10 protein-coding genes and 2 tRNA genes are annotated in these 14832 nt (G+C 59.4%); 9 read left to right on the top strand and 3 right to left on the bottom strand.

Features of this window, described 5'->3' with window-relative positions:
• Positions 1 to 76 precede the first annotated feature (76 nt).
• The 3 genes from VF436_RS13145 (at position 77) to VF436_RS13135 (ending at position 5102) form a co-directional block, all read left to right on the top strand.
• Positions 77 to 3391 carry a TonB-dependent receptor gene (locus VF436_RS13145; protein ID WP_330904477.1) on the top strand — a complete coding sequence of 1105 codons (3315 nt, stop codon included), beginning with the start codon at positions 77 to 79 and terminating at the stop codon, positions 3389 to 3391.
• A gap of 163 nt (positions 3392 to 3554) precedes the next feature.
• Positions 3555 to 4958: a nucleotide 5'-monophosphate nucleosidase PpnN gene (gene ppnN / locus VF436_RS13140; protein ID WP_330904476.1), complete on the top strand. Its 1404-nt coding sequence runs from the start codon at positions 3555 to 3557 to the stop codon at positions 4956 to 4958.
• 67 nt (positions 4959 to 5025) lie between these two features.
• Positions 5026 to 5102, top strand: a tRNA-Asn gene (locus tag VF436_RS13135).
• 76 nt (positions 5103 to 5178) lie between these two features.
• Here the strand turns inward: VF436_RS13135 and VF436_RS13130 are convergent.
• Both VF436_RS13130 and VF436_RS13125 read right to left on the bottom strand, forming a co-directional pair.
• Positions 5179 to 5481 (bottom strand): DUF1161 domain-containing protein, encoded by a 303-nt coding sequence (locus VF436_RS13130; RefSeq protein ID WP_330904475.1) that lies wholly within the window; start codon positions 5479 to 5481, stop codon positions 5179 to 5181.
• A gap of 278 nt (positions 5482 to 5759) precedes the next feature.
• A complete protein-coding gene (locus VF436_RS13125; protein WP_330904474.1) occupies positions 5760 to 7949 on the bottom strand; it encodes a TonB-dependent siderophore receptor in 2190 nt (729 codons plus the stop codon).
• A 213-nt stretch (positions 7950 to 8162) separates the two neighbouring features.
• Between VF436_RS13125 and VF436_RS13120 the strand changes: the two genes are divergently transcribed.
• Positions 8163 to 10046, top strand: coding sequence for a hypothetical protein (locus tag VF436_RS13120; protein ID WP_330904473.1), 1884 nt, complete (start codon positions 8163 to 8165; stop codon positions 10044 to 10046).
• On the opposite strand, the gene VF436_RS21715 is transcribed toward VF436_RS13120, so the two are convergent.
• Positions 9979 to 10401, bottom strand: coding sequence for a GspH/FimT family protein (locus tag VF436_RS21715; protein WP_414649856.1), 423 nt, complete (start codon positions 10399 to 10401; stop codon positions 9979 to 9981). The two genes, VF436_RS13120 and VF436_RS21715, sit on opposite strands and share 68 nt — an antisense overlap.
• Before the next feature lie 254 nt (positions 10402 to 10655).
• On the opposite strand from VF436_RS21715, the gene uvrB reads away from it, so the two are divergent.
• The 5 genes from uvrB to VF436_RS13095 form a co-directional block, all read left to right on the top strand.
• A complete protein-coding gene (gene uvrB / locus VF436_RS13115; protein ID WP_330904472.1) occupies positions 10656 to 12689 on the top strand; it encodes an excinuclease ABC subunit UvrB in 2034 nt (677 codons plus the stop codon).
• A 204-nt stretch (positions 12690 to 12893) separates the two neighbouring features.
• Positions 12894 to 12968 (top strand) — tRNA-Val (locus tag VF436_RS13110).
• Positions 12969 to 13032: 64 nt separating this feature from the next.
• Positions 13033 to 13452 carry a CopD family protein gene (locus tag VF436_RS13105; protein WP_330904471.1) on the top strand — a complete coding sequence of 140 codons (420 nt, stop codon included), beginning with the start codon at positions 13033 to 13035 and terminating at the stop codon, positions 13450 to 13452.
• A gap of 280 nt (positions 13453 to 13732) precedes the next feature.
• On the top strand, positions 13733 to 14071 hold the full coding sequence (locus tag VF436_RS13100) for a cupin domain-containing protein (RefSeq protein ID WP_330904470.1): 339 nt from the start codon (positions 13733 to 13735) through the stop codon (positions 14069 to 14071).
• 333 nt (positions 14072 to 14404) lie between these two features.
• Positions 14405 to 14832, top strand: a 428-nt coding sequence (locus VF436_RS13095) for a TGS domain-containing protein (RefSeq protein WP_330904469.1), incomplete at its 3' end; no start/stop codon positions are given.

Genomic DNA, 14832 nt, shown 5'->3' with positions numbered 1-14832 from the left:
CGGCAAGGAGACACGGGATCTCCTCAGCTGGCCCCGGACAGTTTTTTGTTACGAACTCTCAAGGGGTTACAACTCGATGAATCTCCGTCTCCGCACGAAAGTGCTGCCGTTAGCTATCACTGCGCTTCTAGCCGCCACGCCGGTACTGGCACAGGACACCTCATCCTCGATCAGCGGCCGCATCGTCGACGCCAATGGCCAGCCGGTCGTGGGCGCCAATGTCCAGATCGTTCATGCCCCCTCGGGTACCACCAAGACCACGCAGACGGACGCCAGCGGCCGTTACTCGGCCCAGGGCCTGCGCGTGGGCGGTCCGTTCGACATCAAGGTCGACAAGGACGGTGTGCAGAGCGAGCAGGACGGTGTGTACCTGCAACTTGCCGCCGATACAGCCGTCAACCTGACGTTGTCCGGCTCACAGGCCCAGTCGGCCAAGGACCTCCAGGCGATCACCGTCTCGGCCAATTCGCTGTCGCAGACCTTCACCCCGGACAACAAGGGCATCGCCACCAACGTGTCGCAGCGTGAGCTGCAAGCCACGCCGACGCCCGGCCGCTCGATCCAGAACATCGTGCGCCTCGATCCGCGCGTGGTGATTACCGACCGTGCGCGTGGCGAGATCTCGGCCGTTGGCCAGAACAGCCGCTACAACAACATCACCGTCGATTCGGTGAGCGCCAACGATCCGTTCGGCCTGAATGCCAACGGCCTGCCGACCCTGGGCACGCCGATTTCGCAGGACACGATCGAGGAATACAACATCTCGACGGCGAACTACGACGTGGCTACCCGTCGTGGCATTGGCGCCAACGTCAACGCCGTGACCAAGAGCGGCACCAACGATTTCCATGGTTCGGTGTACTACGCGTTCCAGAACCAGAACATGATCGGTGACAACGAGCAGGACAAGCCGTATGCCGGCTTCGATCGCCAGTACACCATGGGCGCCACCGTCGGCGGCCCGATCATCAAGGACAAGCTGTTTTTCTTCGCATCGGCTGAAAAGAGCAAGCAGATCGGTTCCGGCAGCCCCTATGGTCCCGAAGACTCCGGCGCTGCCACGCCGATCAAGGGCCTGACCAATGCCCAGGTGCAGCAGGTACGCGACATCGCCAAGGCCATGGGCATCACCCAGGACCTGGGTTCGGTCGGCGGCGGCAACTCCAACCTGGTCGACAAGCGTTACCTGGCCAAGCTGGACTGGAACATCGCCGATAACCACCGCGCCAGCTTCACCTATACGCAGACCAAGGAAAACAAGCCCATCATCACCGGCAGCACGACCAAGCTCGTGCTCTCCAGCGGCTGGTACAAGACCCACGTCGACAACAAGGGCTACGCGCTGCACTTCTACGACGACTGGTCCGACGTGTTCTCCACCGACACCACGGTGTCGTACGCGAACTTCAACCAGCTGCGTGGGCCGTACAACGGCGTGGACATGCCCGACGTCACCGTGTATCCGGTTGCTTTCGGCGGCCCGGCGGTGGAATTCGGCACCGAATACTCCAGCCAGGCCAACGTGCTGAAGGTCAAGACCTGGAACGCCGCATGGGCTGGCACGCTGTACCTTGGCGATCACACCATCAAGGGCGGTTTCGATTACGAGCGTGACAAGTACTACAACTTGTTCCTGCAGAATTACTTCGGCAGCTACGTGTTCGAGGATGTTCCCAACGGTTCCAACGGCCTCGCCAATTTCCTGGCTGGCCAGTACTACCAGTACCGCTACAATCGCCCGGCCGATGGCCTGGGCCTGAACGACGTCGCCGCGAATTACAGTCTGAACCAGTGGGGCCTGTTCCTGCAGGATACGTGGCAGGTGAACAACAATCTGTCTGTGCAGTACGGGTTTCGCGTAGATATCCCGCGCATGGACGACAAGCCGCTGTACAACAGCAAGTACGCAGCCACCTACGGCCAGACCAACCAATACACCATCGACGGTCACCGCGTCGTGCAGCCGCGCCTGTCGTTCAACTACACCTTCGACACTGAGCACATGACCCAGTTGCGCGGCGGTGCTGGCCTGTTCGTGACCAACCAGCCAGCCGTATGGCTCGGTAACATCTTCTCCAACTCTGGCGTGACCCAGGTACAGTACAGCTGTGGCCCGACGCTCAACCCGGTATGTAGCGGTACGACGTTGCCGTTCAGCCCTGATGCGCACCACCAGAACAATGGTCCGGCTGGCACCGGCCAGATCACCATCAACACCATCTCACCAGACTGGAAGATCCCCACGGCTTGGAAGCTCAGCCTGGGCTTCGACAAGGAGCTGCCGTGGTGGGGCCTGGTCGCGACGGCTGACTACCAGCACATCGATCAGCGCAACGCGATCTGGTTCCAGAACATCAACCTGGGCGCTCCGCAGCACGTGCTGCCGGACGGCCGTGTGTCGTATTACAAGAACCTGACCGATCCGGGCATCACGGCGGCTAACCTCAAGGCCACGCCGCGTGCGGGCGCCAACCCGGCGTTCTCCGGCACCTCGATCAACCTGGCCAACAGCAGCAAGGGCACGGCCGACAGCATCGCGTTGTCGTTGAAGAAGCCGTTCTCGGATGACTGGTCGGGCATGATCGGCTTCACCTGGAGCCGTTCGACGGAAGTGAACCCGGGTACGTCCTCCGTCGCCAACTCCAACTACAGCAACAACTACGTCTACAACTCCAACGAAAACGCGGCCAGCACGTCGAACTATTCGGTCCCGCGTCGCGTGATCGCGTCGTTGAACTGGCAGCATCGGTTCTTCGGCGACTACACCACCAGCGCCAGCATCTTCTACGACGGCCACTCGGCCTCCCCGTATAGCTGGGTGTTCGGCAACGATGCCAATGGCGATGGCTACAGCAACGACCTGGCCTATATCCCGCGCCAGGGCGACGTGATTTTCGGTTCGTTCGACAAGAACGGCAAATTCACGGCGGCCGACCCCGCATTGGTGCAGTCGTTCTACAACTACATCCAGAAGAACGACTATCTGCGTGATCACCAGGGCAAAGTGGCGTCGCGTAACGGCGATCGTGCTGGCTGGATCAACCAGATCGACCTGAGCTTCAGCCAGGAAGTGCCGGGCATCTTCAAGGGCAACAAGGGCGTTGTGCGCCTGGATGTCTACAACTTCACGAACCTGCTCAATAAGCATTGGGGTATCGAGAAGCGAGTGGCGTTCCCCGGTGGTCGTGCGCTGGCTGACTACGCAGGCGTCGATCCGGCGACCGGCAAATATATCTACAACATCAATTGCGGCGGCCGTGCTGGCTGTACCAACTACAGCCAGGGCGGTCAGAACAACTATCAGCCGTTGCCGATTCCCACCTACATCAACAACAACGACGACCTCGCTCAGCGCTGGTCAGTTCTGTTGACCCTGAAGTACACCTTCTAAGCAAAAGCTTGCGAAGGGTTTGTCCCAAGGACCGGTGCCCCACCAGGCACCGGTCTTTTTTTGTCTTGACCCCGAGGGGGTGGGCACGGGAAGCTAGGCGGTCCGCCAAAGAAAAGCCACGGACATCGAAGCCGCGAGGGCGCGGCTCTTAGGAGACAGATCGATGAGTGCAGTACACGCTGGCAAGACCAGCAGCCGCCCCGGCACCGTCAGCGCGCGTATTTCGCCCGCCGGTGGCCTGGATATTCTTTCCCGTAACGAAGTGGCCCGCTTGCGCGACGCCAGCGGTTCGGGCATGCACATGCTGTTGCGCCGCTGTGCGCTGGCCGTGCTGACCTCTGGCAGCATGAGCGATGATCCACGCGGCATTCTCGAGCAATACCCCGATTTCGATATCCAGGTGTTGCAGCAGGACCGTGGCATCAAGATCGAGCTTTCCCATGCGCCCGCTCAGGCCTTCGTCGACGGCCAGATCATCCGCGGTATCAATGAACTGTTAGTGGCTGTGGTACGCGACATCGTTTACGTGTCCACGCAGCTCGAGCAGGGCGGCTTCGACCTTGACGACACCGTGGGTCTGACCCATGCCGTGTTCGAGATCCTGCGCAACGCACGTATCCTCAAGCCGCAGATCGATCCGAACCTGGTGGTGTGCTGGGGCGGTCACTCGATTTCGCGCGACGAGTATGAATACACCAAGCAGGTCGGTTACCAGCTGGGCCTGCGCGGCATGGATATCTGCACAGGTTGCGGCCCGGGTGCGATGAAGGGGCCGATGAAAGGCGCTACGATCGCCCATGCCAAGCAGCGCCGCAAGCACAACCGCTATATCGGCATCACCGAACCCGGCATCATCGCAGCCGAGTCGCCGAATCCGATCGTCAATCACCTGGTGATCATGCCGGACATCGAGAAGCGCCTGGAAGCCTTCGTGCGCATCTCCCACGGCATCATCGTATTCCCGGGCGGCGTGGGGACGGCCGAAGAAATCCTGTATCTGTTGGGCATCCTGCTGCATCCGGACAACGCGGGCATTCCGTTTCCGCTGATCCTGACCGGCCCGAAGCAGTCGGCGGCCTATTTCGAACAGATCGATCGCTTCCTGCGCCTGTCTCTGGGTGACGAAGCGGCCCAGCACTACCAGATCATCGTCGACGATCCGGCCGCCGTGGCACGTGCGATGGTGCGTGGCATTGAAAAGGTGCGCAACTACCGCCTGGACAACAAGGACGCGTTCTTCTTCAACTGGTCGCTGAGCATCCCGTTTGCCTTCCAGATGCCATTCCGCCCGACCCACGAGGCCATGCGCGGCCTAGCCATTCATCGCGACCGTCCGCGCCATGAACTGGCCGCGGACCTGCGTCGCGCGTTCTCCGGCATCGTGGCCGGAAACGTCAAGGAAGAGGGTATCCGAGCCATCGAGGAGCACGGGCCATTCGAGATCGATGGCGAAGCCGGCATCATGCGTGCCCTGGACGAACTGCTGAAAGCCTTCGTGGTCCAGCACCGCATGAAGCTGCCTGGCGGCAGCGCCTACGTGCCTTGCTACAAGGTACTGGCTGGCTGAGCTTTTCGCCATGGCTGGGGCCGCTTGACAGGCCCCAGCCCATTACGCAAACTATGCAGCTCACCCCGCCCGAATAGCTCAGCCGGTTAGAGCACTTGACTGTTAATCAGGGGGTCGTTGGTTCGAGTCCAACTTCGGGCGCCAAATTCGAAAGGCCTACCTTCGTGTAGGCCTTTTTTTGTTTCAGCGTTTCGGCAAGCGCTGCAAATTCGTCGGGTGATCAGCCGCCGCTCTGAGTCGATGACGCTGGCGCGGGCGACGATGATGCCTTGCCTGAGTCGTCGCTGCTCGCCTTGGACTGTCCACGGGTGTACACGATGGCCTTCGTGCCTCCGCAGTGTCCGACGACCTTGCCGCCGCTGCTATCCGCCTGATCGGCCGAAACGACGTCGAGGCTGTAATTGTCAAGGTTTTTCGCCTTGAGTTTGGCATCGATATCGGATTTGACCGTGTCGCAGGAGGCATGGGCCAGCAGCGGTAGGGCGATCAATACCAGTGCAACGATGGACTTGCGAAATTTCATGGTCGTTCCTTGTAGATTTGTTTGGCGGCTGATGCCCTGGCATGTCTGCGATGGATGCCGTACATCCCATACTGACGCTGGCATGTGTTCATATCATGCCGAAAAATGGTTCATTTAAGGTCAAAAGCGCGTCACATGGCTGGCTCTCCCGCCGCGACGTTCATCTAGTCGCAGGTAGTGACTTCAGTCGCGCCGTCGTCAGATGCCGTAGTGGTGCGCTTAGCGATGTAGTCCCCAATCCGTACGCCATGACCGTACACGGTTTGCGAAACGAATCATCAAAAATCCGCGTGCACCGTCAGCATGGTGATCCTACGTTCGCCTACATACGCGCCAGCACCATTGGCTGCAATGAAATAGCGCCTATTGGTCAGGTTGTGCATGTTCAGGTCGATACCCCAGCGGGGGGTGTCGAAACCCAGCATGCCCTGGGCAATCGTGTAGCCTGGGATGCCGTTGACGTTGGTCAGGTCGCTATAACTGTGCGACTGATGGTTCAGTCCGGCGCCTATCTGGAAGCCGCTCAGACCGCCGATGGCAAAGCGATAGGTGGTCCATAGATTGCCAAGCAGGTTGGGCGCTCCTTGTGGGCGATGGCCTACAGATGTGATGCCCTGCGGGTTATCGGTAATAAAAGCGTCCTGGTGCGTCATGTTCGCCAGCAGATGCCACGAGTCGGAAAGCGCGGCGTCCATGGAAGCTTCAAAGCCACGGGTCTTCTGTGCATCGAATACCACGGTCTCAATGCCGTTCAACGTGGTCGCGGCGGCGACATGGTTGCGCTTGACGTCGAAGGCGGCAGCGTTGAACACGATACGATCGGCCAGCATGTTGAACTTGATTCCCACTTCGTATTGCAGCGCGGACTCCGGGGCCCCCACACCGTTCTGTGTATTCTCGGAGTTGAAGTTCGCCAGATGGCTACTGGAAATGCCCGCATAGGGCGACATCCAATCGGTCAGTTTGTATAGCGCGCCCAGGTTCCAGTTGAAGGGTGTGTCATGGCGGCGATCGGTCATGCCTCCAAGCAAGGGTCTGCCATCGGTACCGAAGCGTCCGGGTACGGTAATGAGTGGAAGCAAGGTGGTATCCCAGTGATCCTCGCGAACGCCGGCGCGTAGCTCGAGCTTGTCGCTCAGGTCGATCTGGTCGGTCAGATAGATACCGTAATACTTGGCCGAGAGTCGATCATGGTCACACGAGTGCTTGGCATCGCAGAGAAAATCGATATCGGCCAGTGACCATTCCGGTGCCACCGGATGGAAGGCGTCGGGGATATTGGGCAGGTCCGCCGTGGTCCGCTGCGATGCCAGCGTCTGGCGCTGGAACTGCAGACCGGTCAGCAAGCTGTGGTGAATGTTTGCGGTAGCGAAGTGCCACAGGGGTTCAAGCTGATAGTCGAAACTGGTGCTGCGATCATCCTGCTGGCGTAACTGGCGAGCGACGACCTGGCCGTTGCTGATCTTGGTGCTGGCACTGTCGCCGTTGACGACCACATTCAGGCTCCGGCGTAGGAATGAGAGCCGGTTATTGATGGTAAGCAGGTCGTTGATGGTCCACTGATCAGTCAAGATGGGACGCAGTACTTTTGAGTGCGCCATGGCGAATGGCGAGGAATATTTGGCATCGATCGATACATCACGGATGGGTACCCCGTTTTGATAGATCAGGCCGTAGGAATCGGGTGTCTCATGGATACGCCGTGCATCGAGCGAGAAGTCGGTGACGTGGTTTGCCCAGCGCCAACGGAGATCAGGGCGAATTTCCTGGTCGCGTCCGTCGAGGTCGCGAAAACCATCGGTGTGCGAAAACACGGCATCGACACGGTAATCCAGGCCATCGACGCCGGTCGGGCCGGTTATGTAGTCGCTGTTGACCAGACTGCCGAAAGATCCGACCTGTACGCTTGCGCCGTAATGCAGCACCGAAGCGGGCGCGAAGTGCACGACATTGATGGTGCCTCCGGGAGCACCCGAGCCGAACAGGGCAGAGCCGGGACCTTCCAGGATTTCGATACGCTCGACGCCGTTGAGTGAGTGCGACAGGCCACTCAACTGATCGCCATCGGAAAATCCATCACTGTAGATCTGCGCATTCAGGCCGCGGATCAGGAAATGATCGAAATATCCTTTTGAGTCCTGGCCGCCTGTGTTGACGCCGCTGGCATCAGCGATCACGTCCCGCAGCATGCCCGCGCCTTGTTCGGTCATCAGGTCACGCGGAATCACCTGTACGCTGCCAGGAATGTCGGCGAGTTTCGTTCCGGTCTTGCTGACCTGGGCCTGTTGATCAGGGCTGTCCATACGAGACGCCCGCACCGTCCCCTGGACCGCGACAGGTGATAGCGTGACGGCCTCCTGCGCCGCAAGCGGAGTGCCGATGGCGAGCAATGTTGCGCCGGCCAGGCGATAGACGAATGGCAACGGCTCGATGAGGCTGGTTCTGAAGGAATGGATCGGGTCAGTCATTGGGCGCTCTGCGGGTCATCACGGGAGTAAAATGAGAATCAATCACATTTGGATTGGCCCGTGAGTGCCGGTGAGTGCGCTTTCGGTTTAACTCGACGTATCAATTGTTCTCGCGATCCGGGCGGCCGGATGTTTTCAGCATCGCGTGCGCGTCTTAACCTATGGGTTTGGACTTGGCGCTAAGGCTGTGCTTGTGCAACCCAAGGAATGGATATGTCTTTGAACTGGTTCTTTCTTTACGCGCTGTTTGTCGGTTCGGCGTTGCCTTTCGCGCTTGGTTGGCCTATCGCCATCCTGCTTGGATTTCGACAAGGTGTTCGATCAGTAGGCATGGGCCTGGCGATCGGTTTGTCGTTGGTGCTCCTCATTTGCAGGGCAGCGCAGATACTGGTTCCGATGACATCCGCCGCGTACTGGCTGTTAGCTGCGTGTGTTGGCGCAGGCTTGGCGTTGTGGTTTTGCAGGCAGGTGCGCATACAGGCGAAAAACCTGTTGATGGCCGAAGCGTGGCGACTGGCAATGGCTGCGGCGCTGGCCCTGCTGCTCATTGTGGTCATCAATCTGCCCATGCTGCAGAACGTGGTGACCTTCGATGGCTCAAGAAATACCGATTCGATCTATTTCACGATCAATGCGCGTTACATGCTGGGGCATGCCTTCGACGGCGCTGCGGATTTCGATCCCGCGCATCCCGCGTTTTATCTGGCCCGGATGTACTTCGGTCAGGGTGCCATCGAGCCAAGGGTCGGTTCGGAGGGATTTCTCGCACTCTTGAGTGCATGGGCTGGGCGTGATCCGATCTATCTCTATAACGGCCTTCAAGCGGCAGGTCTGATCGCGAGCCTGTTGTCCTTGCTCATATTCGTGCCGCCGGAGGCTGAGCCAGTCCGCAGGCGTGACTGGTTGATGTTGCTTGCGCTGGCTTTCATCTGTCCGACGTTGCTCTTCGTCGCCATCAATTCCAATTTTCCCAATCTGATGACTCTGCCGGCCGCGGCCGGCTACGTGGGGCTGTTCATGATGCCCCGTCGCAGGACCTTCCTGCTGGCGGCCGTGCTGTTGATTGGTGGACTGATGTCCACGTATCCGGAATTGCTATTGTTCGTGGGATTTATGCGGGGCTTGGCGATACTGGCGTCGATTCGCCTATGGGGTGTGCGGGGCTGCATGGTTGCCTGGGCCTGGATGCTGCTGGAGATTGGCTTGGCGTGTTGCCTGTTCCCATGGGCCGCGGCCGGTTCCTGGCATGCGTTCGTCGCCGCGCATGATCTCAGTCATGCTGATGCGTCCGAGCGCGACGGAAACATGTATGCGGGGGTGGCGATGGCGCTTGCTGCCGCAGCGATCCTGGTGTTGAGTTGGCGCGTGCTGTCGCGCCATCTGGTAGGCAAGGTGATTCAGGCCATGCAGACGGCGATCCTGGTCGCTTATGGCTTGGCGCTGGCGGCCATGGTGGTACGCAATTTCCCTTACGGCGGATTCAAGCTGAGCCAGTATTTCATCGCGCCAATACTGGGTGGCATGCTGGCGTGCGCTGCGGTGGTGCTGGTTGAATGCCAGTCGCAGCACTGGTCACGCAAGTGGCGTCATCCGGCTCTGTTGGCATGCGTGGCGGTCCTGGCTGTCATGGTGCTGCGCGACGGCCGGCTCATCCGGCGCGATTGGGAGTTTTCGGCAGATCGTCGCGTGACCTACGATCTTATGGCGATGGCTTCAGCCGTTGAGAAGCGCCTGCCGGACAGCGTGGTGATGTTGGGGGAAACTCCAGCTGATTTTTACTATGGGCATTGGGTGCCCTATATTCTTGACGCTCAAGTCATCCTTGACCTCTCCCACCGCGAGGCGGGTGGTCAGCTGAGGCCCTATTTGCAGTTACAACAGGAGGCGAATCCGCGGAAAGCGGATGCAATGTTGTCGATCGGCGGCAAGGCCTCGTGTGATGGCCTGGGCGCGATTCGCCACGGCGCTGTATGCCTGCAAACACGCCAGTCCTGTCATGGTGTGGATTGGGCGGGGAACATGCAGGCTATCAATCAGACGGACAAACTGCATGTCGACCGGCCCGAATGCGACCGGAATTGGCCACGATCACCGTGAGCCCATGAGGGGCGGCTCGAGCGCACAATGTGAGCGTAATATTGCTGCCCATGGCGCTCCCGTCCGGTCGGAACTGAATATGGGAGCGCCCGGATGTGGCGCTGATGATGAGTCCGCGGTGCGCGGACTCGACACGCAATGGTGGGCCATCCATGCGCCCGGATGCCTGAGAAGTGCTGGATCTGGCATGGCCGATGATCCAGCCTGATTGCCAACCTGCGGCTGCGCACTGATGACCGTCCAGGGATGGGCAAACGATGATGGTCCGACCCCGGTTGACTGCGGTGGCGCGTGCGAACGCCAGGTTGCTTAGTAGATCGCCCTGGGCACTGCTCAGGCGATGCCTGACCAGCATCCGATTCCATGCAGGCATGGCGACGCAGCTCAATAAGGCGATGATGGAGATACCGATAAGGGCTCCCAGGAGGGTCATGCCGCCGACCCGTTGAGGCCGCATCCGATGGTCCTTGGCGGTGAAAGCTTGACAGGATGGACAAAGTGGCAGATCGGCGACGCCGGTGCGGACAATCGGTTGTCTTCATTCCCTGCTGACACTCTGTGTCAGCAGGGGTGATTTAAAATGCCCTATCTGACCTCATCTCCATCGGCATGACTGACCGTTTCGAGCTCGTTTCTCCATACAAGCCCTCCGGCGATCAACCGGCGGCCATCGAGCGCCTGACCGAAGGATTCGAGGCCGGTCTTGCCTCACAGACCTTGCTTGGCGTGACCGGATCGGGCAAGACTTTCACGATCGCCAATGTGATCGAGAGGATCCAGCGTCCGACCATTGTGCTGGCACCCAATAAGACCCTGGCTGCCCAGCTTTATGGCGAATTCAAGGAGTTTTTCCCGCATAACGCGGTGGAATACTTTGTCAGCTACTACGATTACTACCAGCCCGAAGCTTATGTGGTGGCGTCCGATACCTTCATCGAGAAAGACGCCTCGATCAACGATCACATCGAGCAGATGCGCCTGGCCGCGACTAAGGCTTTGTTGTCGCGCAAGGACTCCTTGATCGTGGCGACCGTGTCGGCGATCTACGGCTTGGGTGATCCGGAGGATTACCTGTCGCTACGCCTGATTCTGGCGCGTGGCGAACACATCGAGCAGCGTGCGCTGATCAGGCAGCTTACCGAATTGCAATACACGCGCAACGAATTGGAATTGCGGCGTGGCACCTATCGGGTACGTGGCGAGATTATCGACGTATTCCCGGCCGAGTCGGAAACGGAGGCTCTACGCATCGAGCTGTTCGATGGCGAAGTGGAAAATCTTTCGTTGTTCGACCCTCTCACCGGTGAGACCTTGCGTAAGGTGCCTCGCTACACGGTCTATCCACGGACGCACTACGCAAGCACGCGTGAAAGCGTGCTCAACGCCATTGATACCATCAAGGATGAACTCAAGGATCGCCTGGAGTATCTCTTTAAGGAAAACAAGCTGGTTGAAGCCCAACGCCTGGACCAGCGCACGCGTTTCGACGTGGAGATGATGGCCGAAGTCGGTTACTGCCAGGGCATCGAGAATTATTCACGTCACCTGACGCGCCGTTCGGCAGGCGAACCGCCGCCGACGTTGTTCGATTACCTGCCTCCCGATGCCTTGCTGGTAGTCGATGAGTCGCATGTGACCATTCCGCAGTTGGGCGCCATGTATAAAGGCGACCGTTCTCGGAAGGAAACACTGGTGGAATTTGGTTTTCGCTTGCCATCGGCGATGGATAACCGTCCGTTGCGTTTCGAGGAATGGGAGCGGCGCGCACCGCGCTCGATCTTCGTATCGGCTACGCCGGCCAAGTACGAGCTGGAAAAATCCGGCGATTCCATCGTTGAATTGGTGGTGCGTCCCACTGGCCTGATCGATCCGGAAGTCGAGGTGCGACCAGTGCGCACCCAGGTCGATGATCTGCTGGGCGAAGTCCACAAGCGTGTGGCGATGGGTGACCGCGTGCTGGTCACCACCTTGACCAAGCGCATGGCCGAGAATCTGACCGAATATTTAGGCGAGCATGGCGTCAAGGTGCGTTACTTGCACTCGGACATCGAAACGGTCGAGCGCGTGGAAATCATCCGTGACTTGCGCCTGGGTGAGTTCGACGTGCTGGTGGGCATCAATTTGTTGCGCGAGGGCCTGGACATGCCGGAGGTTTCGTTGGTGGCGATCCTGGATGCCGATAAGGAAGGCTTCTTGCGATCGACCGGTTCGCTGATTCAGACTATCGGCCGCGCGGCGCGCAACGTGCGGGGCAAGGCGATCCTATACGCCGACAATGTGACGCGGTCGATGAAGGCGGCCATGGACGAAACCCAGCGTCGTCGTGAAAAACAGGTGGCTTATAACGAGGCGCACGGCATCATCCCGCAATCGGTCGTTCGGCGTATCGCCGACATCATGGAAGGTGCGCGCAGCGAAGGAGCCGGCGGTCGCGGGCGTGGCAAGGGAGCGCGCGGCAAGGCCGCCATGGTGGCTGACGAAGGCGCCGAGTACGCCGCAATGAGCTCAGGGCAGGCAGCCAGCGCCATCAAGAAACTCGAGGCCCAGATGTACAAGCACGCAGAGAACCTTGAATTCGAAGAAGCCGCCCGGTTGCGCGATGAGATCAACAAGCTGCGCAACCAGGCGTTGCGGGGGAGCTGATCGAAGGACGGGAAGCGTGTAGTGGCGTGGGCATGGACGCCAGTGCTCGCAAGTACCGAGGTTTCGAAGCTGCATGCACAGATTTTCGATCTGCCTTGACTGGGCGCCCTTGCGCCCCCTGCCGACATATCGCCCAGGTCTGCATTGAAGCCTCGGTGAAACCCTTGTGTACCGTTTCTACCCTTGCTATTCTGTGCAGCTCACGGGCGGTTAGCTCAGCGGTAGAGCACTACCTTGACATGGTAGGGGTCACAAGTTCGATCCTTGTACCGCCCACCAATACCGTAAAAACGGCGCGGCCCTTGGGTTCGCGCCGTTTTTGTTTTCAGTGCCGGAGCATCTAATGGCTTATTTCCTGGTCAAGAGTCTGCACGTGTTGTTTGTGATGGCCTGGGTGGCGGCGGTGTTCTACCTGCCGCGGATACTGGTCAATCTGGCCGAGGCAGGGCAGGAGCCGGCGGTGCGCGGGCGCTTGGAACTGATGGGGCGCCGACTGTACAAATTCGGCCACGTGATGTTCGGTCTGGCGTTCATCTGTGGATTAGTGCTGTGGTTAGCGTTTCACATCAGCGGCGGCTGGCTGCATGCCAAGCTGGGACTAGTCGTGCTACTGCTGGCGTTCTACGTCTGGACGGGACGCATGCTCAAACGCTCCATGGCCGGGGGGGCGTTGCCGAAAGCCAGGTCGCTGCGCTGGCTCAACGAACTGCCGATCCTTTTGGTGCTGGGTGTGATCTACCTGGTGTTAGCCAAGCCGTTCTGAATCACCGCGCGGAATGTCTGGAATGAGCCGCCCTAATAGGCCGCTCTCAGGTGAGAACGGACAGAATTCATGGGAAATCACTGACATCCTGCGTGTGGTCAAGTCTGGAGACTGAAGTCTCTCGCGCCGATAGGCGCTTACGGAGATTGTCGTGAACAGGAAGTTGCCATGGATATCGTGCATGGGATGGTTTTGCTTGGCGGGATGGTTTTCGCAAGCTCATGCCGCAGAGGTGGTATCGGAAACACTGCTTCAGTCGTCGCGGTCTTGGGATGGGGCTTTGTATCGTGCCTACCCGGCAGGGCAGCCGCAGGTGTCGGTGCTGCGCATTTTCATACCTCCGCACAGCCGGTTGTCCTGGCATGAGCATCCCGTGATCAATGCCGCTTATGTGCTGTCCGGTGAGTTGACGGTCGAAAAGCGCGCTGATGGCAGCAAGCGTCGGCTTCGGGCGGGCGAAGCCATGGGTGAGATGGTGCACGCTGCTCACCGAGGCTATACCGGTGACCAGTCTGCCATGCTGCTGGTGTTCTATGCGGGAGCCGAAGGCGTGCCGCTGTCTATTCCGGTCGTCTCCGCCCAGCCCAAGTCCAGCCAAGGCGGTATGCCTGGGCGCTGACCGGCATGAAATAATGTATGACAAGCCCGGTCCGAGCGAACCTTGATCTGGGCCGGGCATCTCCTTTGCCGGATTGACAGTCCGGCGACTGTAAATTAGTTTTCCCTCATTCTGAAGCTGCGGATATCAAGGTGGCCCGCGTCAATGCGCCGGCCGAGTGTGCGACATGGCAACTACGACCTTTCCCTAGCACCGTCCGCCACGCCTCGTATTTTTCATCTAAGGGCGCAGTGGCGCCTTTTTTTGTGGCTGCCTTCAAGCGCCCGATTTTCCCGAAACGCATGTCGGTGCCCATTGGAAACCGGGCACCGAGCTACATATCAGGTAACTCTCATGATCCAGATCACGCTACCCGACGGCAGCAAACGCCCTTTCGAGCACCCGGTGACGGTGCAGGATGTCGCCGCCTCCATTGGCGCGGGCCTGGCCAAGGCTACTCTGGCGGGCAAGGTCGATGGCAGGTTGGTTGATGCCGGTTTTGCCATCGACCATGACGCCAGCCTTGAGATCGTCACGGAGAAGAGTCCGGAAGCGCTGGACATCCTGCGCCATTCCACCGCGCATCTCCTGGCGCAGGCCGTGCAGCGTTTGTACCCCGGCGCGCAGGTCACCATTGGCCCGGTGATCGACAACGGCTTCTATTACGACTTCGCCTATGAGCGTCCTTTTACGCCTGACGACCTGGTCAAGATCGAGGCGGAGATGGAAAAAATCGTCAAGGAAGCGCTGCCGGTGACGCGCAGCGTGAAATCGCGTGATGA

The sequence above is a fragment of the Dyella sp. genome, from assembly GCF_036384435.1.
In the GTDB taxonomy this organism is placed as follows: Bacteria; Pseudomonadota; Gammaproteobacteria; order Xanthomonadales; family Rhodanobacteraceae; genus GSA-30.
Note: the sequence above shows the minus strand (reverse complement) of the source record. Positions and strands in the feature narration are given on the sequence as shown.

Excerpts from the sequence above, each read along its gene's own strand:
- VF436_RS13145 (WP_330904477.1), top strand. The coding sequence starts at position 77 with ATGAATCTCCGTCTCCGCACGAAAGTGCTGCCGTTAGCTATCACTGCG.
- ppnN (WP_330904476.1), top strand. The coding sequence starts at position 3,555 with ATGAGTGCAGTACACGCTGGCAAGACCAGCAGCCGCCCCGGCACCGTC.
- VF436_RS13130 (WP_330904475.1), bottom strand. The coding sequence starts at position 5,481 with ATGAAATTTCGCAAGTCCATCGTTGCACTGGTATTGATCGCCCTACCG.
- VF436_RS13125 (WP_330904474.1), bottom strand. The coding sequence starts at position 7,949 with ATGACTGACCCGATCCATTCCTTCAGAACCAGCCTCATCGAGCCGTTG.
- VF436_RS13120 (WP_330904473.1), top strand. The coding sequence starts at position 8,163 with ATGTCTTTGAACTGGTTCTTTCTTTACGCGCTGTTTGTCGGTTCGGCG.
- VF436_RS21715 (WP_414649856.1), bottom strand. The coding sequence starts at position 10,401 with ATGCTGGTCAGGCATCGCCTGAGCAGTGCCCAGGGCGATCTACTAAGC.
- uvrB (WP_330904472.1), top strand. The coding sequence starts at position 10,656 with ATGACTGACCGTTTCGAGCTCGTTTCTCCATACAAGCCCTCCGGCGAT.
- VF436_RS13105 (WP_330904471.1), top strand. The coding sequence starts at position 13,033 with ATGGCTTATTTCCTGGTCAAGAGTCTGCACGTGTTGTTTGTGATGGCC.